19 protein-coding genes are annotated in these 24,147 nt (G+C 70.1%); 9 read left to right on the top strand and 10 right to left on the bottom strand.

Going from position 1 to position 24,147, the window contains the following annotated elements; all coding sequences use genetic code 11:
* Positions 1-54 precede the first annotated feature (54 nt).
* Both ACIPV2_RS10945 and ACIPV2_RS10950 read right to left on the bottom strand, forming a co-directional pair.
* Positions 55-1,521 (bottom strand): carboxylesterase/lipase family protein, encoded by a 1,467-nt coding sequence (locus ACIPV2_RS10945; protein WP_400841155.1) that lies wholly within the window; start codon positions 1,519-1,521, stop codon positions 55-57.
* Positions 1,518-2,087 (bottom strand): TetR/AcrR family transcriptional regulator, encoded by a 570-nt coding sequence (locus ACIPV2_RS10950; protein ID WP_400841157.1) that lies wholly within the window; start codon positions 2,085-2,087, stop codon positions 1,518-1,520. Before ACIPV2_RS10950 ends, ACIPV2_RS10945 begins: the two co-directional genes overlap by 4 nt.
* A gap of 153 nt (positions 2,088-2,240) precedes the next feature.
* Here ACIPV2_RS10950 and ACIPV2_RS10955 point away from each other — a divergent pair, with 153 nt between their 5' ends.
* From ACIPV2_RS10955 to ACIPV2_RS10965, 3 genes are all read left to right on the top strand, one after another.
* Positions 2,241-3,542 (top strand): MFS transporter, encoded by a 1,302-nt coding sequence (locus ACIPV2_RS10955; protein WP_400841159.1) that lies wholly within the window; start codon positions 2,241-2,243, stop codon positions 3,540-3,542.
* A 23-nt stretch (positions 3,543-3,565) separates the two neighbouring features.
* Positions 3,566-5,041 (top strand): carboxylesterase/lipase family protein, encoded by a 1,476-nt coding sequence (locus ACIPV2_RS10960; RefSeq protein ID WP_400841161.1) that lies wholly within the window; start codon positions 3,566-3,568, stop codon positions 5,039-5,041.
* A gap of 67 nt (positions 5,042-5,108) precedes the next feature.
* The gene (locus tag ACIPV2_RS10965; RefSeq protein WP_400841163.1) at positions 5,109-7,343 is read left to right on the top strand and encodes a glycoside hydrolase family 3 C-terminal domain-containing protein; all 2,235 of its coding nucleotides are present in this window, start codon (positions 5,109-5,111) and stop codon (positions 7,341-7,343) included.
* Between the two features lie 76 nt (positions 7,344-7,419).
* Here the strand turns inward: ACIPV2_RS10965 and ACIPV2_RS10970 are convergent, their stop codons facing one another.
* The 3 genes from ACIPV2_RS10970 to ACIPV2_RS10980 are packed head-to-tail and all read right to left on the bottom strand — an operon-like array spanning position 7,420 to position 9,847.
* The gene (locus ACIPV2_RS10970; protein WP_400841165.1) at positions 7,420-7,890 is read right to left on the bottom strand and encodes a DUF3237 domain-containing protein; all 471 of its coding nucleotides are present in this window, start codon (positions 7,888-7,890) and stop codon (positions 7,420-7,422) included.
* On the bottom strand, positions 7,887-9,137 hold the full coding sequence (locus ACIPV2_RS10975) for a flavin-dependent oxidoreductase (RefSeq protein WP_400841167.1): 1,251 nt from the start codon (positions 9,135-9,137) through the stop codon (positions 7,887-7,889). Before ACIPV2_RS10975 ends, ACIPV2_RS10970 begins: the two co-directional genes overlap by 4 nt.
* A gap of 29 nt (positions 9,138-9,166) precedes the next feature.
* The gene (locus ACIPV2_RS10980) at positions 9,167-9,847 is read right to left on the bottom strand and encodes a TetR/AcrR family transcriptional regulator (RefSeq protein ID WP_400841169.1); all 681 of its coding nucleotides are present in this window, start codon (positions 9,845-9,847) and stop codon (positions 9,167-9,169) included.
* 150 nt (positions 9,848-9,997) lie between these two features.
* Between ACIPV2_RS10980 and ACIPV2_RS10985 the strand changes: the two genes are divergently transcribed.
* Genes ACIPV2_RS10985 through nikE form a run of 5 tightly spaced genes read left to right on the top strand, consistent with a single transcriptional unit; the run spans position 9,998 to position 16,833 of the window.
* Positions 9,998-11,692 carry an amidohydrolase gene (locus ACIPV2_RS10985; RefSeq protein ID WP_400841171.1) on the top strand — a complete coding sequence of 565 codons (1,695 nt, stop codon included), beginning with the start codon at positions 9,998-10,000 and terminating at the stop codon, positions 11,690-11,692.
* On the top strand, positions 11,689-13,341 hold the full coding sequence (locus ACIPV2_RS10990; RefSeq protein WP_400841173.1) for an ABC transporter substrate-binding protein: 1,653 nt from the start codon (positions 11,689-11,691) through the stop codon (positions 13,339-13,341). The genes ACIPV2_RS10985 and ACIPV2_RS10990 overlap by 4 nt, the downstream gene beginning before the upstream one ends.
* Positions 13,342-13,379: 38 nt before the next feature.
* Complete coding sequence (locus tag ACIPV2_RS10995) at positions 13,380-14,336, top strand: ABC transporter permease (RefSeq protein ID WP_400841175.1); 957 nt, start codon at positions 13,380-13,382, stop codon at positions 14,334-14,336.
* Positions 14,333-15,202, top strand: coding sequence for an ABC transporter permease (locus ACIPV2_RS11000; protein WP_400841177.1), 870 nt, complete (start codon positions 14,333-14,335; stop codon positions 15,200-15,202). The genes ACIPV2_RS10995 and ACIPV2_RS11000 overlap by 4 nt, the downstream gene beginning before the upstream one ends.
* Complete coding sequence (nikE, locus tag ACIPV2_RS11005; protein ID WP_400841179.1) at positions 15,199-16,833, top strand: nickel ABC transporter ATP-binding protein NikE; 1,635 nt, start codon at positions 15,199-15,201, stop codon at positions 16,831-16,833. Before ACIPV2_RS11000 ends, nikE begins: the two co-directional genes overlap by 4 nt.
* Before the next feature lie 315 nt (positions 16,834-17,148).
* Here the strand turns inward: nikE and ACIPV2_RS11010 are convergent, their stop codons facing one another.
* Both ACIPV2_RS11010 and ACIPV2_RS11015 read right to left on the bottom strand, forming a co-directional pair.
* Positions 17,149-18,534 carry an aspartate aminotransferase family protein gene (locus ACIPV2_RS11010; RefSeq protein WP_400841181.1) on the bottom strand — a complete coding sequence of 462 codons (1,386 nt, stop codon included), beginning with the start codon at positions 18,532-18,534 and terminating at the stop codon, positions 17,149-17,151.
* An 18-nt stretch (positions 18,535-18,552) separates the two neighbouring features.
* A complete protein-coding gene (locus ACIPV2_RS11015) occupies positions 18,553-20,037 on the bottom strand; it encodes a CoA-acylating methylmalonate-semialdehyde dehydrogenase (RefSeq protein WP_400841184.1) in 1,485 nt (494 codons plus the stop codon).
* 99 nt (positions 20,038-20,136) lie between these two features.
* Here ACIPV2_RS11015 and ACIPV2_RS11020 point away from each other — a divergent pair, with 99 nt between their 5' ends.
* A complete protein-coding gene (locus tag ACIPV2_RS11020; RefSeq protein ID WP_400841187.1) occupies positions 20,137-21,690 on the top strand; it encodes a PucR family transcriptional regulator ligand-binding domain-containing protein in 1,554 nt (517 codons plus the stop codon).
* A gap of 179 nt (positions 21,691-21,869) precedes the next feature.
* Here ACIPV2_RS11020 and ACIPV2_RS11025 read toward each other — a convergent pair whose 3' ends face one another.
* The 3 genes from ACIPV2_RS11025 to ACIPV2_RS11035 are packed head-to-tail and all read right to left on the bottom strand — an operon-like array spanning position 21,870 to position 24,126.
* Positions 21,870-22,223, bottom strand: a complete 354-nt coding sequence (locus ACIPV2_RS11025; protein ID WP_400841190.1) for a cupin domain-containing protein — start codon at positions 22,221-22,223, stop codon at positions 21,870-21,872.
* Complete coding sequence (locus tag ACIPV2_RS11030) at positions 22,220-23,617, bottom strand: NAD(P)/FAD-dependent oxidoreductase (RefSeq protein WP_400841193.1); 1,398 nt, start codon at positions 23,615-23,617, stop codon at positions 22,220-22,222. The genes ACIPV2_RS11025 and ACIPV2_RS11030 overlap by 4 nt, the downstream gene beginning before the upstream one ends.
* Before the next feature lie 41 nt (positions 23,618-23,658).
* Positions 23,659-24,126 (bottom strand): Lrp/AsnC family transcriptional regulator, encoded by a 468-nt coding sequence (locus ACIPV2_RS11035; protein WP_101188838.1) that lies wholly within the window; start codon positions 24,124-24,126, stop codon positions 23,659-23,661.
* Positions 24,127-24,147 lie beyond the last annotated feature (21 nt).

The raw sequence follows: 24,147 nt of genomic DNA on the forward strand, positions 1-24,147 counted from the left end.
GACGGGGTTCGCGGTGTGGCGCCAGCCTCGCGGTGTTGCGCGAGACGCGCGGCGTCAAACCAGGGGCAGGGCGTCGTCGTAGGCCGAGCGGGAGAGCGCGGGCTGGTCACCGAACACGCGGGTGGTGCCGGGCTCGGTGCGCCAGGCCGGCCAGCCGGGGTCGCCGTCGCGGATGAACGAGACCGCGGCGGCGTGCATCTCATCAGCGAGGTGCTGTGGAGGATCGTCGCCTGCGATGCGAGCCACGTGCGGGTCGTCGAGGCAGTCGAACCAGAACGGCACGTCGAGGCAGTGGTACGACCACCCGTTCGTCGGCGACGTCCAGGCGAACCGGTACGCCCAGGTGCGGGCATCCCGTCTGGTCTCGGCGATCCGCACCACGAGCGAGCGGAACACCCTGTCGGTCACGAAACGACCGAGCGCCGCACCCGAGCCTCGCCGAGCCCGGTTCGCCCGGCGCCAGCCGCGACGCAGCGCGCGGGTCTTCTCGACAAGCAGCAGGGCGAGCGGCACCGGCACCCAGCGCAGGATGCGCGGGGCGCCGTCGAATACCATCGTGAACTCGTCGTCGGTCGCCCCGAGCAGCAGCGGCTTGTCGGCGCCCACGCCCGCGGCGTACGAGTCGACGGTCGGGCGGGTGATCAGCGCGCCGTCGATCACCGGTCCCCACGGCAGGCCGTCGGTGAGGGTCGCGGTGGTGGCGGCGAGGCGGGTCTTGCCCAACAGGGACGCCTCGTACTGGCGCCGCGTGAGTTCGCGCTCCTTCACACCGCGGAAGCCCTCGAGCGTCGGCTCGCAGCCGATCATCGATGCCAGACGCTCGCTGCGTCTCTTCGCGCGGTCGCGTGGCAGGTCGCCGAGGGCGCCGCTGATCGAGATCGCCGCGCGGAACAGATGCTGGGCCTCGGGCATCCCGAGTAGCGTCAGCACCGCGCCGCCGCCGGCGGACTGCCCTGCGATCGTCACACGGCCAGGGTCGCCGCCGAAGCCGTCGATGTTGCGCTGCACCCACTCGAGCGCGGCGAGCCAGTCGCGCACGCCGCGGTTGTCTGGCGCGCCGTCGATCAAGCCGAAGCCGTCGAAGCCGAGTCGGTACGAGATCGCGACGGTGACGATCCCGTCGCGCACGAAGGCGCGCCCGTCGTACCAGGGGCTGGCGGGCGAGCCCGAGGAGTACCCGCCACCGTGGATCCAGACCAGCACAGGGGCGCTGCCGGCGATCGCAGGGGTGAAGACGTTGAGATTCAGGGTCGCGGTGCCGGGGATGCTCGGTTCGGGGATGATCGCATTCGGCTCCTCGCGTCGCTGCGGCGTGGGGCCGTACTGCGTCGCATCGAGCGGATCCGCCCACGGCGTCACGGGCTGCGGAGGCTGGAACCGCCGGCGGCCGGTCGGCGGTGCAGCGTAAGGGATGCCGAGGAAGGCGAGCGATCCGTCGGGTCGGCGGATGCCTCGCACCGGGCCGTCTGCTGTCTGCGCGATCAACGCGTCGCTCGCGGACTCGTCTTCGGTGTCGTTCATACCGGGCGGAGCACCCGCAGGAACTCCTCCAGATCGGCGGCCATGTCGATCGTGGGGTCGAGCATCCACGCGGTCTGCAGGCCGTCAGCGGCGGCGTGCAGCACGCGCATGACCCACTCCGGTGAGACGTCGGCGCGGATCTCGCCCTCCTGCTGCGCCTCGGCCAGGGCATCGCGCGCCATCGTCTCGAGCATCGCCGTGCGGTCGAGGAAGAATTTCCGTGCGGGGTGCTCGGCGTCACCGGCATCGGCGGCGAGCCGGGCGTACAGGTGCACCAATCCGGGCACCGATGCGTTGTGCCGCACGATTGCGACCAACGATTCGGCGAAGCTGAGCCCCTCGTACTCCTCGGTGTCTCGGGCGTCGCGCGCGGCCAGGATGGCGACGAACAACTCCTCCTTCGAGCCGAAGTAGTGCAGCAGCCCGGCGGGGCTGAGACCGGCCGCCTCGGCGATCTCGCGCACGGAGGCCTTCCCGTACCCGCGCTCGGCGACGACGGCGAGCGCCGCGGCGAGGATCTCCTCGCGTTTGGCCACGCCCTTCGCATATGCCCCTCGTCGTGCCATGGCTCCACACTACCGACGCACACTAAAGCCGAACATTGTTCGAGAATAGCTTGCGTTACCCTCGCCGGGCCTGCAAGCATGGAAGCAAATACCGAACACCGTTCGGCATCCGGCCCTTTCCGACCCATTCTCACCGCTCGACGAGGAGCAGACATGTCCGCACCCGATCCGATCGTCGCCGTCGCGCCCACCGGCGTGATCTCCGCCACCCCACCCCGGGCGGGGGAGCCGGCTGCCAGTCCGCCCGCGGGGCGGGCGTTGCGCGCTGGACTGCTGGTCGCCGCGCTCACCCTCTATGCCACATACGGCGGTCTCGTCGTCATCCTGCTGCCCACCCAGATCGCCCTGCTGGACGACGCGAACAAGGTCGGCAACCTTTTCATCGTGACGACCGTGTCGTTCGTGTTCACGCTGTTCGCCCAGCCCCTCGCCGGCGCGCTCAGCGACCGCACCCGCTCGCGCTTCGGCCGACGTGCGCCGTGGATGGTCATGGGAGCACTGGTCGGCGGGATCTTCCTGTTCGGTATGGGCTCGCTCACCGACATCCTGTGGATCACCGTCTTCTGGGTGATCATCCAGGTGGCTCTCAACTTCCTGCAGGCGCCGCTGACCACGATCACCGCCGATCGCTTCACGCGGTCGCAGCGCGGCGGCGCGAGCGCCATGATCGGCCTCGGAACCCAGCTCGGCATGACCGTGGGCGTCATGCTCGCCGCTGCCCTGGGCACGCAGCTGGGCATCGGGTACTCGACCTTCGGCATCGCCGTCATCGTGATCACCGTGCTGTTCGTGCTCGTCAACCGCGACTGGTCGTCGAAGGATGCCGCGGTGGCTGACTTCAACTGGGCGACGTTCTTCAAGGGGTTCTGGGTCAACCCCCGCCGGCACCCCGACTTCTTCTGGGCGTTCACCGCCCGCTTCCTGCTGATCCTCGGCTACTTCGTCGTCGCGGCGTACCAGCTCTACCTGCTGACGGACTACATCGGCATGTCGATCGTCGAGGCACAGGGCGCCACGGTCACCCTCACGCTCGTGTCGTTGGTGCCGACGCTGGTGGCGATCCTGCTCTCGGGCTGGTGGAGCGACAAGGTCGGCCGCCGCAAGGTGTTCATCTACGTCGCATCGGTCGTGATGGTCGCGGGCCTCGCTGCCCCTCTGATCATGCCCGACATGACCGGGATGATCGTGCTGAGCATCGTCAACGGCATCGGCTTCGGACTGTACATGTCCGTCGATGCGGCACTGATGACCGAGGTTCTGCCCAGCGAGGGATCAGACGCCGGCAAGGACCTCGGCATCCTCAACGTCGCCACCAACATTCCCCAGGCGCTCAGCTCGGGCATCGCCGCGCTCATCATCACCTCGCTCGGGGGCTACCCGATGCTGTTCGTGTTCGGGATGATCTTCGTGGTGCTGGCCGCGATCGCGATCGCTCCGATCAAGGGCGTGCGATGACAGGCGTGACGAGAGGAGACTCCATGACCGAGCAGACCACAGACCTCGTCGAGGTGCAGACTGCGGCAGGCCGCGTGCGCGGGCGCTGGCGCCCCACCACCGGCAGCACGGGCAATCCCCGGTCGGCGGCGTTCCTCGGCATCCCGTTCGCCGAGCCGCCGGTCGGTGAGCTGCGATTCGCCGCCCCGGTGCCGAAGGCGCCGTGGCAGGGCGTGCGGGATGCCCTGGCCTTCGCACCCACGACGCAGCGCGGCGACCCCGGCGTGACCCTGATCCCCGAGCCGAGCGTTCCGGGGGAGAGCACTCTGAACGTCAACGTGTTCACACCGGATCCGGCGGTCACAGCCCCGGGAGGGGGTCTGCCCGTGCTGGTGTGGATCCACGGCGGCGGGTACTTCGCCGGGTCTCCGGCCAGTCCCTGGTACGACGGACGCAACTTCAACCGCGACGACGTCGTCACCGTGACGATCTCGTACCGGCTCGGCTTCGACGGGTTCGGCTGGATCGGCGGCGCGCCTTCGAACCGCGGGGTGCGCGACTGGCTGCTCGCCCTGGAGTGGGTGCAGCAGAACATCACCGTATTCGGCGGCGACCCTGCGCGGGTCACCATCGCCGGGCAGTCCGCCGGCGGTGGAGCGGTGCTCACCCTGCTCGGGATGCCGAGCGCGCAGCACCTCTTCCGTGGCGGGTACGCGATCTCGGGTGCGCTCGGAGACGTCTCGGCCGCCCGCGCTGAGGCGTTCGGGCGGCGAATGGCGGCGGATGCCGGGGTCGAGTCGACACTCGAGGGCTTGCGCAGCGTGTCGGAGGAGCGGCTGCTGGAGCTGCAGAAGAAGGCCACCGAGAACCTGATGGACTCGATCATCGACGACGGGCTCCCGCTGGGACCTGTGGTCGACGGCGATTTGCTGCCGCAGACCACTCGCGAATCGCTGCGTGCCGGAGTCGGTGCTGACAAGCCGCTTGTGATGGGGGCCACCGACGACGAGTTCACGATGGCGATGGCCGACGTGGCCAAGACCCTTCGCTGGGTGCCCACCGGCATGCTGCTCGGCAAGCTCGGCGTGCCGCGCAGTCGGCGTAAGGCGTACCTCGCCGCGAACGCCGACGTCGCAGCCCTCGGCAAGACCAGGCTGGCGGGCCGGGTGCTCACCGACCGGATGTTCCGCACCGCGGTGCTCGACATCGCCGCCGATCGAGGCCCGGCACCGACCTGGCTGTACCGATTCGCGTGGCCGTCGGGAGCGTTCGGGTTCGCCGAGCACTGCCTCGATGTGCCGTTCTTCTTCGACTGCCTCGACGGTCCGGCGATGCAGCCGCTCGCCGGACCCAACCCACCGCAGGCGCTCGCCGACGAGGTGCACTCGGCCGCCGTCGCGTTCGTGCGCGACGGTGATCCGGGATGGCCGCGGCTCGATGCCTCCGGCACTGCGCGTGTGTACGACACCCCCACCCGCGACGAAGCCAAGGCGTACCGCTCGGTCGACGCGCTGCGCTGAGCCGTGCAGACCAGCCGCACCTGAGCCGCGCTTGAGCCGCGACCCATCCGAGATCAGAAGGAACCCCATGACCGACCTCACATCCCTCACTCTCGAGCAGAAGGCATCCCTCACCAGCGGGGCCGACTTCTGGCACACGAAGCAGGCTCCGGGAATCCCGGCGATGATGCTCACAGACGGCCCGCACGGACTGCGCAAACAGGCGGGCGCCGGCGACCACCTCGGACTCGACGACAGCGTTCCCGCGACCTGCTTCCCTCCCGCGGCGGCGATCGCGTCGACGTTCGATCCGGCGCTGGCCGAACGGATCGGCAGCGCTATCGGTGTCGAGGCGGCCATCGAAGACGTGGCGGTGGTGCTGGGGCCAGGAGTCAACCTCAAGCGCTCGCCGCTGTGCGGCCGCAACTTCGAGTACCTCTCCGAAGACCCGCTGCTGGCCGGGGTGATGGGTGCGGGGCTGGTGCGCGGCATCCAGTCGCAGGGCGTCGGCGCGTCGCTCAAGCACTTCGCCGCGAACAACCAGGAGACCGATCGCATGCGCGTGTCAGCCGACATCGACGCGCGCCCGCTGCGCGAGATGTACCTGCGCGCCTTCGAGCGCGTCGTCACCGACGCCCAGCCGTGGACCGTGATGTGCTCGTACAACCGCGTCAACGGCGTGTACGCGTCGGAGGACCCGTGGCTGCTCACCCAGGTGCTGCGCGACGAATGGGGCTTCGACGGTCTCGTCGTCTCGGACTGGGGCGCTGTGAACGACCGGGTCGCCGCTCTCGTGGCCGGTCTCGATCTCGAGATGCCCGGCGGCGACGGCACGACCGACGCCCAGATCGTCGCGGCGGTCCGGGACGGCTCGCTCGACGAAGCCGTGCTCGATCGCGCGGCCGGCCGCGCGGCGGCGCTCGCCGGCAAGGCGCAGGCCCGACCCGCGGCATCCGGCCCGCTCGACGTCGAGGCGCACCACGCCCTCGCCCGCGAGGCGGCCGCGCGGTCCATCGTTCTGCTGAAGAACGATCCGGTCGGCGAGGGGAGACAGCCGCTGCTGCCGCTCGCACCGGATGCGTCGATCGCGCTCATCGGGGAGTTCGCGCGCACCCCGCGCTTCCAGGGCGGCGGCTCGTCGCACATCAACCCCTCCCGCGTCGATTCCGCGCTCGACGCGTTCACCGCAGTCGCCGGCGACCGGGTCGCGTTCGCAGCGGGCTTCCCTGTCTCCCGCGCTTCCGCCGCAGATACCGAGACGCTCGGCGCAGAGGCCGTCGCCCTCGCGGCTTCGCGCGACATCGCCGTCGTCTTCCTCGGGCTGACGGATGCGGAGGAGTCGGAGGGATTCGACCGCGAGCACATCGATCTGGCGCCTCGGCAGCTCGAGCTGCTGGACGCCGTGCTCGCCGTGAACCCGAACACCGTCGTCGTGCTCTCGAACGGCGCCGTCGTGGCTGTGCCGTTCGCTGAGCGAGTGCCTGCCATCGTCGAGGCGTGGCTGCTCGGTCAGGCCGGCGGGTCGGCGACCGTCGATGTGCTCACCGGCGTCGTGAACCCGTCGGCCCGCCTCGCAGAGACCATCCCGCACCGGCTCGAGGACACCCCGGCGTTCGGATCGTTCCCCGGCTCGTTCGGCCATGTGCGCTACGGCGAGGGGCTGTTCGTCGGGTACCGCTGGTACGACCAGCGCCGCATGGACGTCGCGTTCCCGTTCGGTCACGGGCTCTCCTATACGCGCTTCTCCTACGGGACGCCGAAGGCGTCGGTGAACGAATCCGGCGACGTCGTCGTGCGCGTGCCCGTGACCAACGCCGGCGAGCGGGATGGGCGCGAGGTGGTGCAGCTGTACACCGGTCGTGCCGGCTCGGCCGTCGAGCGTGCGCCGCGCGAGCTCAAGGCATTCGCCTCGGTGTTGATCGCGGCGGGCGCCACAGCGGACGTCGAGCTGGTGGTGCGGCGCGAGGACCTCGCGTATTGGGACATCCGCGTCGACCGGTGGGTCGTCGAGGGCGGCCCTTACCGCATCGAGATCGCGGCCTCCAGCCGCGATATCCGCGCGGGTGTCCAGGTCGACGTCGTCGGCGACGAGGTGCACCAGCCGCTGACCCGCGATTCATCTCTGGGTGAGCTGCTCTCGCATCCGATCGTCGGCGCGATCGTGCGCGAGCAGCTGATGGATGCCGACGACGAGCCTGGCGAGGATGATTTGATGGCGAAGATGATGGAGTCGTTCCCGATCGGGCGACTCGGCGCCTTCCCGAGCATGGGCGTGACAAGGGAACAGGTCGACGCGCTGATCGAGGCCGGAAACGCCGGCTGATCCGCTCTGCCCACAGAGGCGAAACGCCGGTCAGCGGGTGTGCTGACCGGCGTTTCCCACCTCCGAGGAGGGAGAGTCAGCCGATGCGGTGCGCGCGGTAGAGCACCGTCGAGGTGCGTCGCTCGGCGGATGCCAGGAACAGGGAGCGCTGCAGTGCGGCCAGCCGGGGTGACGCGGTCTCCACCCGCACGACCGTGCGGAACTCGTACTCGTGCGGGTCGACGTCCTCGCCGCGCGCGAGGCGCTCGAGCACCTCGGGAGTTCCTGTGCGCAGGCCCGAGGCGTGCAGCAGAAGCAGCTCGCCTTCAGCGGTGCGCGCCGTGTACCGGGCATCCACCTCGATGGTGCCGTCGGGGCGCACGACCTGCCAGTCGGCGCCGCCGGGCAGCAGGTCGGCTTCGACGGCGCCGGTGATGCGGCCGCCGAGGATCGGGACGACGCGGCGGAGGCCCGCGCTGGTCGTTCCGTGCACCTCGGGCGCGCCCAGGTCGACCGTGACGTCGAACGCGGGGGTCAGCGTCGGCAGGGGAAGCGCGTCGAACGTCATGCGCGCACCGCGGACAACGAGGCGCGCTCGTTCAACGTCGACGGGTGGAACCCGGCGGCCCGCTTGTAGCCGTTCGCCACCTCTTCGAGCTCTTCGGCGGAGATCACGTCGTGTACATCGGCGAACCCTTCGGGGGCGCGCTCGCGGGCGATCTGCATGACCCGCTCGGGGCCGGTGGCGCGAGTGGTCGCGAGCAGCTCTGTCATCGCGGGCCGTCGTGCGTGCTCGTAGGCAGCGAGGGCGGGGTCGATGTCGGGCTCGGTGGCGAGGTGGAAGGCGAGGGTGCGCGCGTCGAGAATGGCCTGCGAGCCGCCGTTCGAGCCGTTCGGGTACATGGCGTGCGCGGCGTCGCCGAGAAGTGTGGTGCGCCCGAACGTCCAACGGGGAAGGGCATCGCGGTCGACCATCGGGTACTCGAGGATCTGCTCGGCCGCCGAGATGACTGCCGGGATGTCGAGCCAGTCGTACGTCCATCCCTCGAACAGCGCGGCAATCGGCCAGGGGTCGACGGAGCGGTTCCAGTCTGCATCGGGGGATCCGGTGCCGCGGCGCTCGGCGATGAAGTTCACCCGTGCGCCCGCATCGCCCGGCTCAGCGGCGAGCGGGTACGCGACGAACTTCTGTTCGGGGTCGCCGGCCATGATCATGGTGCGTCCGTCGAGGAACTCGGGCACCACGGCGACGCCGCGCCACAGCGTCAGCCCGCTCCACGGCGGCGCACCCTCAGCGGGGTAGCGCAGCGCGCGCAGGGCGGAGTGGATGCCGTCGGCGCCGACGATCACATCGCCTTCGGCCTCGACCTTCAGGCCGTCGGCGTTCTCGAACCGGGCGATCTCGCGGCCGTGATCGCCCGTGCGCACGTCGATGAGCCGATGACCGAGACGGATCACGTCGCCGAGGCGCTCGATCACGGCATCCCGCAGTGCGAGCTGCAGCCGACCACGGTGCACCGACAGCTGTGGCCAGCGGTATCCCGCCTCGACTCCGCGTGGCTCACTCCAGATCAGCTGACCCTGGCGATTCATGTAGCTGAGGGTCGCCGGAGCCACGCCGAGCGTGCTGATGCGGTCGTCGAGGCCCAGCTCGGTGAGCTCGCGGATGGCGTGCGGCAGCAGGTTGAGGCCCACGCCGAGGCCGCGGATCTCGGTGGTGCGCTCGTGGATCTCGATGTCGCGGAAGCCGGCGGCCTCCAGGCTGAGGGCGGTTGCGAGGCCGCCGATGCCGGCGCCGACGATGACGATCTTCATTGATCTCTCCAGGTGGTGGGATTCAGAGGTCAGGATGCCGCGGTTCGCGCGGCGGATTCGATGATGAGGTCGACCCCCATCAGAAACAGATCGCGGTCCTGCAGATCGGCGAGCGCGGCGCTGTTGGCGGCGATGAGGGGGAAGGCGCGCGGGTCGGCGAGCAGGGGGGCGTCGAACCAGGCGTTCTCGTCCCCGCCGTCGCCGTCGCCGTCGCGTTCGGCGTGACTGCGCGCGATACCGGCGGTCACGGAGAGCACGTGGGTGGCCATCAGGGCGTAGTGCCGCACGAGCTCGTCGTCGCGGAGTCCTGCCCGGTGGAACGCGTCGAGCATGAGCTCGACGGCGGCGAGTTCGCCCGCGCCATGGGTGGTCAGCGAGGTAGCCTCGATGGCGATGGCCGGATGCCGGCGGTACCACTCGAGGGTAGAGATGGCGAGGGCTCGCAGACGCTCGGACCACTGGTCTGCGGGCACGTCGACCGATGCGACGGCCCGCGCGTTCAGCTCGTCGAGCAGGGCCGCCATCAGGGCTTCCTTGCTGCGGAAGTGCCGGTAGATCGCCGTGGGATCGGCGCCGAGTCTGGTGCCGAGCTCGCGCACCGAGACGGACGAGACACCGGGGGTGGATGCCAGGTCGAGCCCGGCCTCGATGATGACCCGGGGGTCGAGCCGGGCACGGGTGGTGCGGTCGGAGTCTGCGGCTTTCGCCATGGTGAGCGTCTCCTCGATCGGCGGATGAGCGGTCGCTACATCGTGCCACGCGGGCCACGACGTGCGCAACAATGCTGTCAACAGTGTTGACATCGGTGTTGCGCATCCCATAACGTGAGGCGATCCACACTTCGACGAGGAAGGAACGGAATGACGGACATCGTCTTCCACGGCGGCGCGGTCTTCACCGGCTCCGGTGAGCCCCTGCAGAACCACGCGGTCGTGATCCGCGACGGACGCATCGCCGCCGTCGCCCCCGAGGCGGAGGCTCTCGCCTTCGCAGCCCCCGGCGCTGAGCGCATCGACCTGGCCGGCGCCCTGCTGAGCCCCGGCTTCCAGGACGCGCACATCCACGCGGTCGGCGGTGGCGTCGAGCTGCTGCAGTGCAACCTCTCCGACGCGGAGTCGGCGGAGGAGGCGGTCGAGCTCGTGCGCGGCTACGCCGAAGCCAACCCCGATGAGGAGTGGATCCTCGGCGGAGGGTGGTCGATGGATCACTTCCCCGGCGGCGCGCCCGGGCGCACGCTGCTCGACGAGGCCGCCCCCGGCCGGCCCGTGCTGCTGCTGAGCCGTGACCACCACAGCGCGTGGGCGTCGAGCGAGGCCATCCGCCGCGCTGGGCTGAGCGCCGAGACCGCGGACCCCGCAGACGGGCGCATCGAACGCGAGGCCGACGGATTCCCGGCGGGGACGTTCCACGAGGGCGCCGGTGACCTGTTCGAGGAGGTGCGGCCGAAGACCGACGCCGACCTCGCCTACCGCGGTCTGCTGCGCGCCCAGGAAGAGCTTGTCCCGCTCGGCATCACCGGATGGCAGGATGCCATGGTCGGGCAGGGCAACGCAGCGCTCGCCGACCCGCTGCCCGTCTACGAGCGCGCGCTCGCCGAAGGCACGCTGCAGGTGCACGTCACCGGCGCCCAGTGGTGGGTGCGCAGCGGCGGCCTCGAGCAGGTCGAGCACATGGTCTCCGAGCGTGACCGCGTGTCGGCGATCGAGCCGGCCGGGCGCCTCAGCGTCGGCACCACGAAGATCATGGTCGACGGCGTCGCCGAGAACCAGACGGCGGCCATGCTCACGCCGTACCGCGATCACCACGGCCACGACACCCACAACCACGGTCTGAGCTTCATCGACCCGGAGAAGCTGCGCGAGTACGTCACCGCCCTCGACGCGGCAGGTCAGCAGGTGCACATGCACGCACTGGGCGATCGAGCCGTTCGTGAGGCCCTCGACGCGCTCGAGGTGGCCCGGGCGGCCAACGGCGCGACCGATGGACGGCACCACCTCGCACACCTGCAGGTGATCGCCGAGGAGGATGTGCCGCGCTTCGCCGAGCTCGATGCCGTCGCGAACCTGCAGGCGCTGTGGGCCACGCACGAGGACCAGCTCGACGAGCTCACGCTGCCCTTCCTGCAGGACGGACTCGTCGAGCGCCAGTACCCGTTCGGCGACCTCGTGCGCGCCGGCGCCCGCCTCGCGGCGGGAAGCGACTGGCCGGTCTCGAGCGCCGCGCCGCTCGATGCCATCCACATCGCCGTGAATCGCGCCTACCCCGGCTCCGATCGCGGCCCCCTCGGCGGTGCGCACCAGTGCCTCGACCTGGCGACCGCGCTGGCCGCCTACACCTCGGGCAGCGCCTGGGTGAACCACCGCGATCACGACACCGGCAGCATCCGCGAGGGCTACCTCGCCGATCTCGTCGTGATCTCCCCCGACCCGTTCGGCCTCCCGGCCGAAGAGCTGCACCGCACCCGCGTCGAGCAGACCTGGATCAACGGCCGCCGGGTCCATGACAGCAGCAGCACAGCATCCGCCCTCACCGACCCGTCCAGGGAGTCCTCATGAACCCGACCCGCACCGCCCGTCCGGTCGCCTTCGGCGCCGCCGTCCTTCTCGCCGCCGGTCTGCTGACCGGCTGCGGCCCGGCCAAGAACAGCACGGACGGCGCCGACGGCGGCAAGGCGCTCGACTGGGAGCTCACCACCCAGACCGCGGAGCCGAGCGGCGACATCGACAGCTTCACCTTCGCAAGCTACTCAGAGCCGTACTCGCTCGACTACGCCTACGCGTTCGACTACAGCGACAACCAGGTGCTGGCGAACGTCTGCGAGTCGCTGCTGCGCCTGAACCCTGACTTCACGGTGTCACCCGCGCTCGCCGAGAAGTTCGAGCACACCACCCCGACCACGTGGGTCTACACCATCCGCGACGGCGTGAGCTTCCACGACGGCACGCCGCTGACGGCCGACGACGTGGTCGCCTCGCTGAGCCGCCACCTCGACCCGGCCGTCGGGTCGTCTTGGTACTCCGTATACCAGAACGTCGCGAGCATCGAGAAGACCGGCGACCGTGAGGTCACCGTCACCACGAACACCCCGGACTCGCAGTTCAACCTCTCGATGGGCGGCTCCGCCGGCGTCGTCGAGTCTGCGGCCACGTTGGAGGAGAAGGGCCAGGACTACGGCAACTCGTCGGGCCTCGTCAACTGCACCGGACCCTTCTCGCTCACCGAGTGGAGGTCGGGAGAGTCGATCACACTCACCCGCAACGACGACTATTGGGACGACGAGCTGAGCGCCCGCTCGGGCGAGGTCAAGTTCGTCTTCATGGGCGACTCCACCGCCCGCGTCAACGCGTTGAAGTCTGGCGATGTGGACGGCTCGTGGATGATCCCGATCGAGGCTGTGCCGCAGCTGCGCCAATCCGGCAAGGGCGACGCGCTGTTCGCCCCGAGTACCTCAGTCGGGGACCTGGTGATCAGCAACCTCGAGGGGCCGCTGGGCGACCTGCGGGTGCGAAAGGCACTGCTGCTCGCCATGGACCGTGAGGGCCTCATCCAGGCCGCCGTGCGCGGCGTCGGCGAGGTCACCGACGTCTTCACCACCGAGTCGGTGTGGGGTGACGCCTCGGATGCCGCGCGCACCGCGGCCTTCGATGACATCACCTCCTACGAACAGGATCTCGAGGAGGCCAAGAAGCTCATCGCCGAGGCCGGCGTCGAAGGTGAGGAGCTCACCTACGTCACCGCGCCGATCGGCAACGACTTCGCCGTCATCTCGCAGGCCACGGCGGCCGCCGCACAGTCGATCGGGCTGAAGCTCAAGGTCGAGTCGGTGAGCCCCGCCGCCTACACGGCGCTCTTCTCCGACCCGAGTGCACGCGAGGGCGTCGACCTGTTCTACACCAGCTGGTACCTCTCCAGCCCCGACGCGCTCGAGATGTACTCGGTGCTGCGTACCGGCGAGTTCAGCAACTACGGCAACTGGTCGAACCCGGAGTTCGACGAGGTGGTCAACCAGGCGATCGCGACCGATGACCCCGCCGAGCGCAGCGAGCTGACCGCCAAGGCGCAGCAGATCGCCAACGCCGAGCTGCCCTGGCTGCCCCTGTTCCAGGGGCCCATCCCGCTGTTCCTCGGGGAGCGCATCACCGGTCTCGAGCCGTCGATGGCGTTCCTGTACTACCCGTGGGCGGCCACGATCGGCGCCCGCTGATCGGCATCCGTCCCCCTACCCGAAGGAGGCTGCCGGACATGAAGACCACCCGACGCGTCGTCGGAAAGCTGGGAGGACTCCTCCTCACGCTCTTCCTGGCATCGCTGCTCGTCTTCTTCTCGCGCTTCGTCGTGCCCGGTGACCCGGTGCGGTTCCTGCTGCGCGGGCGCAAGCCCAGCGGGGAGGCGATCGCGCAGATCACCGCGCAGTACGGACTCGACCTGCCGCCCTGGCAGCAGTATCTGAAGTGGGTGGGCGGCATGGCGCAGGGCGACTTCGGCCGCTCGCTGCAGTACCGCCAGGACGTGTCGGTGGTGCTCGGCGAGCGCCTGCCCGTCACGCTGACGCTGGTGGTCATGGCTGGTCTGCTGATCGCCGTGGTGGGGCTCGTGCTCGGAGCCATCGCCGCGCTGAACCGGGGCAGGGCGACCGACCGAATCATCCTGATCGGACTGACGGTGCTCGGCGCCATCCCGTCGTTCGTCGGATCGATCGTGCTCATCGCGATCTTCTCGGTGCAGCTGGGCTGGTTCCCCACCTTCGGTTCCGGGGAGGGCTTCCTCGACCGCGTGCACCACCTGATCCTCCCGTCGATCGCGCTCGGACTCGTCTTCATCGTGCTGGTCGGAAAGGTCACCCGCTCGGCGATGGTCGAGCAGCTGACGCGCGAGCACGTCGAGGTCGCCACCAGCCGCGGACTCTCCCGCGGGACGGTGCTGCGGCGGCACGTGCTGCGCAACTCGCTCGGTCCGATCCTCACCGTGTCGGGCGTGCTCGTCGCGGGCTTGATCGTGGCGAGCACGATCGTCGAGGCGGCCTTCGGCATCTCCGGAGTCGGCTCGCTGCTCGTGCAGTCGGTCGACAGACTCGACTTCCCCGTCGTCCAGGCGATCGTGCTTCTCGTGGTCACGGCGTTCGTGGTCATGAACGCGATCGTCGACATCCTCGAACCCTGGATCGACCCTCGATCCGCAGCCGGAGCAGGTGCCCGATGACCGCGACCGCAACGCCCACCATGGCGGTGAAGCTGCTGCGCGCGCCGCGCGCGGCCCGACCGCACATCACCTTCACCATCAGCGCCGCGGTGCTGATCATCGTCACCCTCGCCGCGATCCTCGCGCCCTGGGTCGCCCCCTACGACCCGGACGCCGTCGACTTCTCGGCCTTCCACGCGCCGCCCTCGGCCGCGCACTGGCTGGGCACCGATGCGCTCGGTCGTGACATCCTCAGCCGCGTGATCCACGGCGGACGCACCGCCCTGGTCGGTCCCCTGCTCGTCGTCGTGTTCTCGACCTTCCTCGGCATCCTGCTCGGGCTCATCGCTGGATGGCGAGGCGGCTGGATCGACGCCATGCTGGGCCGGGTGTTCGACGTGCTGTTCGCCTTCCCCTCGCTGCTGATCGCGATCATGGCGGTCGCGCTGTTCGGCAAGGGGCTGGTGGCCCCGGTCATTGCGATGAGCATCGCCTACGCGCCGTTCGTCGCCCGCCTCACTCGCAGTCTGATCGCCGCGGAGCGCCATCGACCGTATGTCGCCGCATACCGCGTGCAGGGCTTCAGCGGCCCGTGGATCGCGCTGCGCAGAGTGCTGCCCAATGTGGTGCCGATCGTCGGCGCGCAGTCCACCCTGAACTTTGGCTACGTGCTCGCCGAGCTCGCCGGCCTGTCGTTCCTCGGCCTCGGCGTGCAACCGCCGACCGCCGACTGGGGCGGCATGATCAACGAGGCCCAGGCGGGTGTCGCGGCGGCGCAGTTCCTGCCCGCGATCGTGCCCGCCGTCGTCGTCGTCATCGTCGTGGTCGCCGTGAACATCCTCGGCGAGGAACTGTCCGACCGCATCGGAGGGGAGATCCCCGCATGATCACCACAGCGAAGACCGAGCGAGCCGCAGACTCGGCGACCCTGCTCGACATCAACGGGTTGACGCTCGACCTGGCCGACGGCCGGAGGCTGCTGCACGACATCACCCTCACCGTCGCGGCGGGCGAGACGGTCGGCCTGGTCGGCGAGTCGGGGTCGGGCAAGTCGCTCACCGCGCGAAGCGTGCTCGGGTTGCTGCCCGAGGGTGCGGTCGTCGGCGGCACGGTACGCGTCGAGGGGCAGTCGCCGCTCGACGGGGGAGCGCCGCTGCAGGGCATCCGACGCAAGGCTGCGGCCATGGTGTTCCAGGATCCGCGTGCGGGCATCAACCCGATGCGCACGGTCGGCGACCACGTGACCGAGGCGCTGCGCCTGGCTCCCGCGCCCGGTGAGAAGCCGTGGCGCAACCAGGCGGCACGCGGCAGGGCCGAGGAGCTGCTCACCGCGGTGCGGCTGCCCGCTCCCGCCGAGCATCTCGACCAGCATCCGCATGAGCTGTCGGGCGGCATGCTGCAGCGCGTGATGATCGCCGGAGCGCTGACCACCGGCCCACGGCTGCTCGTCTGCGACGAGCCGACCACGGCCCTCGATGTGACCACCCAGGCCGAGATCGTGCAGGTCCTGCGCGAGCTGTGCGCTCAGCGGGGGATGGGGATGCTGTTCATCACCCATGACCTGAACCTCGCCGGGTCCCTGTGCGACCGCCTGGTCGTGATGAAGGACGGGGCGATCGTCGAGCAGGGCCCGGCGCGTGACGTGCTGGTCGCTCCCACCGCCGAGTACACTCGGCACCTGGTCGCCGCGACCCCCCGCATTGCGGGCGAGGCCCGCAAGCCGTCGGATGGGCCGCAGGCGGATGCCATGGTGCAGGTCGCCGGTGTCTCGAAGACGTACCGGGTGCGCGGAGGCCATGAGGTGAAGGCCGTCGTCGACGCCGACCTGGTGATCCCGGCCGGCGGAGCGCTCGCGGTCGTCGGCGAATCGGGATCAGGCAAGTCGACCCTGGCGCGCATGATCGTCGGCTTGGAGGGCGTCGACAGCGGTGAGATCCGCATCGGCGGACGCTCGGCCACCGACCGGCCGCGCACCCGCGTCGAGCGGCTCGCCAGGGCCAAGAGCGTGCAGATGGTGTTCCAGGATCCGTATCTGTCGCTCGATCCGCGCATTGCCGCCGGCCGCGCCGTCGAGGACGCGCTGATCCTGCACACCGGCATCTCACGCGAGGTCGCCCGCGAGCGTGCGCTCGACCTGCTGATGTCGGTGGGGCTGGACGCTGAGCACGCGGCCGCCCGGCCGAAGACCCTCTCCGGCGGTCAGCGGCAGCGCGTGGCGATCGCCAGGGCGCTCGCGATCGAGCCCGACCTTCTGGTGATGGATGAGGCGACAAGCGCGCTCGACGTGTCGGTGCAGGCGCAGGTTTTGGACCTCGTCGCCGACAGCCGGCGCAGGCAGGGCCTGACGCTGCTGTTCATCAGCCACGACCTCGCCGTCGTCAGGCGGGTGTGCGAGCAGACGATCGTGATGCGGCGCGGAGAGATCGTCGAGCGCGGAGCCACCGATCAGCTGCTGGCGGCCCCACAGCACGAGTACACCCGGCTGCTGATCGATTCGGTGCCGGTCCCGGTCGTGTGAGCGGACCCCGGTGCGAGCGGGGTCTGCGCTCGTCCGGCACACTCTGACTCGCTCCCTTGCATCGGAGTGTCTCGCCGATGCGGGGTCAGTCCGGTACGGAAAGTGGCGCGGGAGCGCACGTTTCTGGCCCCGCACCGGTCGCGGCATTCGGTGCGGACCCGGCCGACGTGCTTCCACGCGCGATGCGGGGTCACTCCGGTACGGAAAGCGGCCCCAAGCCGTACGTATCTGACCTCGCACGGCCCGAACGGGACGGAAACGCCGGTGAGCGGATAAGCTCACCGGCGTCTCCCGTCCGCCCGAGGGTGCGGGGCGTCAGGCCGTGTAGCCGTCGGCCACCGTGAGGGCCTCGTCGATCGCCGACAGGCCGCGCACGAGCTCGTCCTCGGTGATCACCAGCGGCGGGGCGATATGCGTGCGGTTGAAGTGCACGAATGGCCACACGCCGGCCTTCTTCGCGGCCGCCGCGAACGCACCCATGGGAGCCGCGTCCGCCCCCGACGCGTTGAACGGCACGAGCGGCTCGCGGGTCTCGCGATCGCGCACCAGCTCGACGGCCCAGAACAGACCGCGCCCGCGCACCTCGCCCACACTCGGGTGCGTCTCGGCCCACGAGCGCAGCGTCGGCTCGACCACGCGCTCGCCGAGGTCGCGGACCCGCTCGAGGATGCCGTCGCGAGCGAACACCTCGAAGGTCGCCACACCGACGGCGCATGCCAGCGGGTGCCCCGAATAGGTGAGTCCTCCCGCGAACGGCGTGGTGTCGAAGTGCGCGGCGATCCGGTCTGAGATGACCACACCGCCCAGCGGCACGTACCCCGAGTTCACGCCTTTCGCGAAGGTGATCAGGTCGGGCTGCCCGCCGTACGCCTGGAACCCGAACCATTCGCCTATGCGGCCGAAGCCGACCATCACCTCGTCGGCGATGTACACGATGCCGTGCCGGTCGCACAGCTCGCGCACGCCCTGCAGGTATCCGGGTGGCGGCACGAGCACACCGTTCGTGCCGACCACCGACTCGATGATGATCGCCGCGATCGTCGACGGACCCTCGAGCAGGATCGTCTGCTCGAGGTGCGCCAGCGCGCGCTCGCTCTCCTGCTCGGGAGTCTCGGCGTGGAACGGCGAGCGGTACAGGTACGGCCCGAAGAAGCGCACGGCCCCGGTGTCGCTGACATCGTTGGCCCAGCGGCGCGGGTCGCCGGTGAGCGATATCGCCGTCGACGTCGACCCGTGATAGCTGCGGTACATCGAGAGCACCTTGCGGCGCCCCGTCGACTGGCGCGCGAGGCGCACCGCGTACTCGTTCGCCTCGGCGCCGCCGTTGGTGAAGAACACCTTCTCGAGGCCCTCGGGCGCGACGCCGGCGATCAGCCTGGCGAGTTCTCCGCGCACGTCGTTCGCGACCGACGGCTGGATGGTCGCCAGACGTCCCGCCTGCTGCTGGATCGCGTCGACGAGATCCGGATGCTGGTGCCCGAGGTTCAGGTTGACCAGCTGACTCGCGAAGTCGAGGTACGCGGTGCCGGCGTAGTCCCAGAACGTCGAGCCCGCCCCGGTGGCGACCGGAACCGGGTCGATGAGCGCTTGCGCGCTCCAGGAGTGGAAGACGTGCGCGCGGTCATCGGCGCGCACCTGCGCCTCGGCTTCAGGGGCGGGCAGCGTGTGCGTCGCTCCGTGCCGGTCGGTGTACTGGCTCATGATCCTGATCGTCCTCGCTCAGTGGTTGCTCGGGAAGCCGAGGTCGACCTGGGCCGGGGTGTGGCCGGGCCAGCGCGTGGTGACGACCTTCGAGCGCGTGTAGAAGTTGATCGACTCGGGGCCGTAGATGTGCGAGTCGCCGAACAGCGAGTTCTTCCAGCCGCCGAACGAGAACGCGCCGACCGGCACGGGGATCGGCACGTTGACGCCGACCATGCCGACCTCGATGTCGAATTCGAACTGGCGGGCGGTGCCGCCGTCGCGGGTGAAGATCGCCGTGCCGTTGCCGAATGCGTTCGCGTTGATCAGCTCGACCGCCTCGACGTAGCTGTCGACCCGCACGACCGAGAGCACCGGACCGAAGATCTCGTCTTCGTACACCTTCATGCCGGGCTGCACGTCGTCGAGCAGGGTGACCCCGGTGAAGAATCCGTCGCCGTCGAACTGCTTCTGGGTGCCGTCGACGACGACGGTTGCGCCCTCAGCGGCCGCGCCCTCGACGTAGGAGACGACCTTGTCGCGGTGCTCGCGGGTGATCAGTGGGCCCATCTCGGAGGCGGAGTCGGTGCCGTCGCCGATGCGCAGATCGGCGATGCGGGTGCGGATGCCATCGATCAGGTCATCGGCGATGTCGCCGACGGCGACCAGCACGGAGACCGCCATGCAGCGCTCGCCGGCCGAGCCGTAGGCGGCCGAGATGGCGGCGGCCGCGGCGCCGTCGAGGTCGGCGTCGGGCATGACGACCATGTGGTTCTTCGCGCCGCCGAGCGCCTGAACGCGCTTGCCGTTGGCCGCCGCTCGTTCGTAGATGGACTTCGCGATCGGGGTGGAGCCGACGAAGCTGATCGCGCCGATGTCCTTCGATTCCAGGAGTGTGTCGACGGCCACCTTGTCGCCGTTGACGACGTTGAGCACACCGTCGGGCAGACCGGCCTCCTGGAACGCCTTGGCGATCCAGATGGCTGCAGACGGGTCCTTCTCGCTGGGCTTGAGCACGACGGTGTTGCCGCAGGCGATCGCCGAGGCGATCATCCACAGCGGGACCATCACAGGGAAGTTGAACGGGGTGATGCAGGCGACCACGCCGACGGGCTGCTTGACCGAGTGCACGTCGACGCCGCGCGAGACCTGCTCGGCGCGCTCGCCCTTGAGGTGGTGCAGCAGGCCGGCGGCGAACTCGACGTTCTCGATGCCGCGCGACACCTCGCCGGCGGCATCCGAGAGCACCTTGCCGTGCTCGCTGGTGACGATCGCGGCGAGCTCGTCGGTGCGCTCGGCGAGGATCTGCCGCAGCCGGAAGAACACGTCGGCGCGCTTGATGAGGCTGGATGCGCGCCACGCGGGCTGCGCGGCCTTGGCCGACGCGATCGCCGATTCGACCTCCTGCGCGCTGGCGGCGGCGACCTGGCGGTGCGCCTCACCGGTGGCGGGGTTGTAGACAGGCAGGGTCCGGTCGGTGGTGCCGGTCTCGGCGCCGTCGACGTAGTGACGGATCGTGGTCACGGAGGTTCTCCTCATCGAGTGGTTCGGGCTGACTCGCACAGACTGACCGAGGAGGCTGTCTGGCTCGCTTCTCATGATTCCAGCGGCAAGAATGGGTACGTGGCCGCAGAGCGTACGGAAGATGACCGCATTCAGACAGATCGTCCGGACGACATCGCCCTGCCGCGCGTGCGCGACGTGCTCGACGCCGGTGTGCTGGCGTCGGGTGATCCGCAGGTGCTCGTGGGCGGCATCCCGCTGGATGCCAGGGTGCGCTGGGTGCACGTCTCGGACAGCGACGAGGTCGCCGGTCTGCTTGACGGCGGTGAGCTGCTGCTGACGACCGCGGCGGGGTGGAGCGGCACGGACGCGGCGCTGCGGGCCGTCGCGGCGAGCCTCGCCGAGGCCGGGGCGGCGGGCATCGTGCTCGAGCTCGGGGCGCGCTTCCCGGTCGCACCGCCCGCGCTGATCACAGCGTGCCGGGCTCACGGCCTCGCTCTGATCGCGCTGGAGCGCGTGGTGAAGTTCGTGACCGTCACCGAGGCGGTGCACCGGCGCATCATCTCCGGCCAGCTGGAGGCGCTGCAGGAACGGCAGCGTCTGCACGAGCTGTTCACCGGCCTCACGCTGCGCGGAGCTCCCGCCGATACCGTCGTGCATGCCGCCGCGCAGACGCTGCATGCACCCGTCGTACTCGAGACTCTGGGCCGCGAGGTCGTCACCGCTGAGCTGTGGAACGAGACCGCGCGCGATGTGCTCGCCGACTGGGCGACCCTCTCGCGAACGGGCGACGGACTGCTCGCCGTGCCGGTCGAGGCCCGCGGCGTGCGCTGGGGCACGCTCGTCGCGCTGCCCGGGGTCGAGCATCCGGCGGGACGGATGACCGTGCTCGAGCTCGCTGCGACCGCCCTCGCCCTCGCGCGTCTGGCGGACGGGCCCGACGAATGGGCCGTGCTGCCCGCGCGCGATCTGGTCGACGCGGTGCTCAGCGGCAGGCACACCGGCGACGAGGATGTCGCGGCTCGCCTGCAGGCGGCGGGACTGCCCGTTCGGGGGCGGGTGCTCGGCGTGTTGGTCGCCGAGGGGGCGGATGCGGCGGCGCTGGACGCCCTGATCGCCATCCTCACCGCAGTCGAGGCCACCGATCGCGGGGCCGCCCGGGCGCTGGGCACCGTGCATGACGGCTCGGCCGTGATGCTGGTGTCCGCACCGGCGGCGCTGCGCGCGAGCGCGCTGAGCCGAGCCGCGCTCGAGGCCGCGGTGGGGCTCGCCGTGGGGCCGGAAGTCCAGACGGTGGCTCAGCTGCTGGCATCCGTCCGCCCCACTCGTCTGCTCGCCGCGCGACTGCGCGCGGGCGAGGTGCGTCGCGTCGACGACCGGCCGCTCACCCGGCTGGTCAGCGAGCTCGGCGACGACCACCGGCTGCAGGAGCACAGCGAGCGGCTGCTCGCGCCGCTGATCCGGTACGACGAGCAGCATCAGGGCGATCTGTTGCGGGTGCTCGCCGCTGTGGTGGCGCATCCCGGCAGTCGCACGGCGGCGGCATCGGCTTCCCACCTGTCGCGGTCGGTGTTCTACCAGCGCCTCGCCGTGATCTCCGACCTGCTCGGCGCCGACCTCGACAACGGCGAGACGGTGGCGGCACTGCACCTCGCGATGCTGGCGCGCGGCTGACCCGGTGCCCCCGCCCGCAGTTTGCCTTCCGGCCCGCCCGCATACGAAACGGGGGCCGACACTCCAGATGTCGGACGCTTCCAGGCAACGCGTCCGACATCTGGAGTGTCGGCCCCCTGGGCGCACTGGAGTGTTGGCTCCCTGGGCGCACCGCCGGGGCAGCCCCGTGTGCACGCGGGTCAGGCGATGTACACCTTGCGAAGCGTCTCGTGCACGGTCCACACAGTCTGCATGCCCGCGGCCAGGCGCACCACGGAGCCCGCTCGCACCTCGATCGACGGCAGCGACGGCTCGACGAACTCGACCCGTGCGCTGCCGGCGACCACGATGAACACCTCGTCGATCTCCGTGTCGACCGCGGCGCCCTCGGTCATCTCCCAGATGCCCAGTTCGACCCCGGCGAACGGGCCGAGCTCCCGGATGCCCGTGCTCGGGGCCCCGGCCCTGACCACGTCCTCGGGCAGCGCGGCATGCTCGAGAGGGGAGCGCAGGGCATCCGTCACGACGCCGGCAGTCTGCAGCGTCAGGCTCACGAGTCGAACCCCATCCCGACGGCGTCCAGCGCCTTGAGCAGCAGGTTGCGCTTGCCCTCGTTGTGGTCGGCGTGGTCCATCGACTTGCGCACGAGGTTGACGCCGATGGAGGCCGCGGGCTCGGGTGGGAAGGGGATGGGCTTGGTGCGCACCATCTCGAGGCGGGTGCGCTCGGTGTCGAGGCCCGCGAGCTCGTCGAGCATGACATCGGCGGCGAACCGGCTTGCCCCGACACCGAGGCCGGTGAATCCCGTCGCGTAGGCGATGCGACCGCCGCGAGCCGTGCCGAAGAACGCGCAGAAGCGGCTGCACGAATCGATCGCCCCGGCCCAGCGGTGCGTGAAGCGCAGGCCCTCCAGCTGAGGGAACGTCGTGAAGAAGTGCGACGCGAGCTTGCGGAAGCTCTCGGGGCGCTCCTCGTACTCGGCGCGCACCTTGCCGCCGAAGTGATAGACCGCGTCGTAGCCGCCGAACAGGATGCGGTTGTCGGCGCTGAGGCGGTAGTAGTGGAACTGGTTCGCGCTGTCGGCCAGGCCCTGACGGTTCTTCCAGCCGATCGAGTCGTACTGCTCGGCGGTGAGCGGCTCGGTCATCAGCACGTAGTCGTACACCGGCACGGTCATCAGGCGGTTGCGCTTGAGCAGCGACGGGAACACGTTCGTGGCCAGCACGACGTGGTCGGCCATCACGGCCGCGCCACCCGCGACGGTGACCGTCTGGCGACCTGAGCCGCTGATGCCGGTGACGCGACTGCGCTCATGGATCACCACGCCCAGTTCGGTCGCGACCCGGGCGAGCTCGACGGCGAGCTTGGCCGGCTGGATCATCGCGCAGCCCTCGCGGTCCCAGTTGCCGGCGAGGTAGGTGGGGGAGGCGACCTCGGCGCGCACGGCGTCCTGATCGAGGAAGCCCTCGCCGTGCAGCCACTCGATCTGGTGCGGCTCGACGGCGACGGCGAGCTGCCCGGTGCGCTCCCAGTCGACGTCCATGCCATAGCGCTCGACCGACGCCTGGATGCCGTCGAGATTCTCGAGCCCGAGTCGCTCGAGCTGCTCCATCTCGTCGGGCCAGCGGTTCATGCCGTTCTCGTAGCCGTGCGTCAGGCTGGCCTCGCAGAAGCCGCCGTTGCGACCGGATGCCGCCCAGCCCACGCGGGCCGCCTCGAGCAGGATGACGGAGCGCTGCGGGTCGCGCTCCTTGGCGCGCACCGCCGTCCACAGGCCGGCGTAGCCGCCGCCGACGATGACGAGATCGGCGTGGGTGCTCGTGGTGAGCGCGGGATGGCTGGGCCGCTCGATGTCGTCGAGCCAGAAGGCGGCGTGCTTGGTGTCGCGCAGGGCGGCGTCGATCAGGCCGTCGTGCGGGCGCGAGCGCTCGAACACTGTGGTGCCCATGGATCACGTTCTCTCTCGAAGGGGGGCGGTGCAGCTGAGGGTCAGCGCGTGCCCCAGTTGTAGAAGTCCTTGTGCAGGCCGGCGTAGATGAGGCTCTCGGTGTGCTCGACACCCGGGATGGCGCGCACCCGCATCGAGACGAGTTCGAGCAGATCCTCATCGGTCTCGCAGATCGCCTCGGCGAGCACGTCGAAGGTGCCGAGGGTGACGACGACGTACGCGATCTCGTCGAACGCCTTGACGGCCTCCGCCACCTCCCGGGGATCGCCGGAGGTGCGGATGCCGATCATCGCCATCCGCGCGAAGCCCAGCTGTCTCGGGTCGGTGACAGCCACGATCTGCATCACGCCCGAATCGGTGAGGCGCTGCACGCGCTGTCGAACGGCCGCTTCGCTGAGGCCGACCGCGCGGCCGATCTCGGCGTAGGGCCGGCGTCCGTCCTGCTGCAGCAGCTCGATGATCCGCTTCGAGACGTCGTCCAGCGCGGTGGTCTTCGACTTGTCGGTCATGTGCTGATCTTGACATGGCAA

This window comes from Microbacterium sp. NPDC089987 (assembly GCF_044748505.1).
In the GTDB taxonomy this organism is placed as follows: Bacteria; Actinomycetota; Actinomycetes; order Actinomycetales; family Microbacteriaceae; genus Microbacterium.

What these genes read in the sequence shown, in the direction of transcription:
- ACIPV2_RS10945 (WP_400841155.1), bottom strand. Translation starts at nt 1,521, where the DNA reads ATGAACGACACCGAAGACGAGTCCGCGAGCGACGCGTTGATCGCGCAG.
- ACIPV2_RS10950 (WP_400841157.1), bottom strand. Translation starts at nt 2,087, where the DNA reads ATGGCACGACGAGGGGCATATGCGAAGGGCGTGGCCAAACGCGAGGAG.
- ACIPV2_RS10955 (WP_400841159.1), top strand. Translation starts at nt 2,241, where the DNA reads ATGTCCGCACCCGATCCGATCGTCGCCGTCGCGCCCACCGGCGTGATC.
- ACIPV2_RS10960 (WP_400841161.1), top strand. Translation starts at nt 3,566, where the DNA reads ATGACCGAGCAGACCACAGACCTCGTCGAGGTGCAGACTGCGGCAGGC.
- ACIPV2_RS10965 (WP_400841163.1), top strand. Translation starts at nt 5,109, where the DNA reads ATGACCGACCTCACATCCCTCACTCTCGAGCAGAAGGCATCCCTCACC.
- ACIPV2_RS10970 (WP_400841165.1), bottom strand. Translation starts at nt 7,890, where the DNA reads ATGACGTTCGACGCGCTTCCCCTGCCGACGCTGACCCCCGCGTTCGAC.
- ACIPV2_RS10975 (WP_400841167.1), bottom strand. Translation starts at nt 9,137, where the DNA reads ATGAAGATCGTCATCGTCGGCGCCGGCATCGGCGGCCTCGCAACCGCC.
- ACIPV2_RS10980 (WP_400841169.1), bottom strand. Translation starts at nt 9,847, where the DNA reads ATGGCGAAAGCCGCAGACTCCGACCGCACCACCCGTGCCCGGCTCGAC.
- ACIPV2_RS10985 (WP_400841171.1), top strand. Translation starts at nt 9,998, where the DNA reads ATGACGGACATCGTCTTCCACGGCGGCGCGGTCTTCACCGGCTCCGGT.
- ACIPV2_RS10990 (WP_400841173.1), top strand. Translation starts at nt 11,689, where the DNA reads ATGAACCCGACCCGCACCGCCCGTCCGGTCGCCTTCGGCGCCGCCGTC.
- ACIPV2_RS10995 (WP_400841175.1), top strand. Translation starts at nt 13,380, where the DNA reads ATGAAGACCACCCGACGCGTCGTCGGAAAGCTGGGAGGACTCCTCCTC.
- ACIPV2_RS11000 (WP_400841177.1), top strand. Translation starts at nt 14,333, where the DNA reads ATGACCGCGACCGCAACGCCCACCATGGCGGTGAAGCTGCTGCGCGCG.
- nikE (WP_400841179.1), top strand. Translation starts at nt 15,199, where the DNA reads ATGATCACCACAGCGAAGACCGAGCGAGCCGCAGACTCGGCGACCCTG.
- ACIPV2_RS11010 (WP_400841181.1), bottom strand. Translation starts at nt 18,534, where the DNA reads ATGAGCCAGTACACCGACCGGCACGGAGCGACGCACACGCTGCCCGCC.
- ACIPV2_RS11030 (WP_400841193.1), bottom strand. Translation starts at nt 23,617, where the DNA reads ATGGGCACCACAGTGTTCGAGCGCTCGCGCCCGCACGACGGCCTGATC.
- ACIPV2_RS11035 (WP_101188838.1), bottom strand. Translation starts at nt 24,126, where the DNA reads ATGACCGACAAGTCGAAGACCACCGCGCTGGACGACGTCTCGAAGCGG.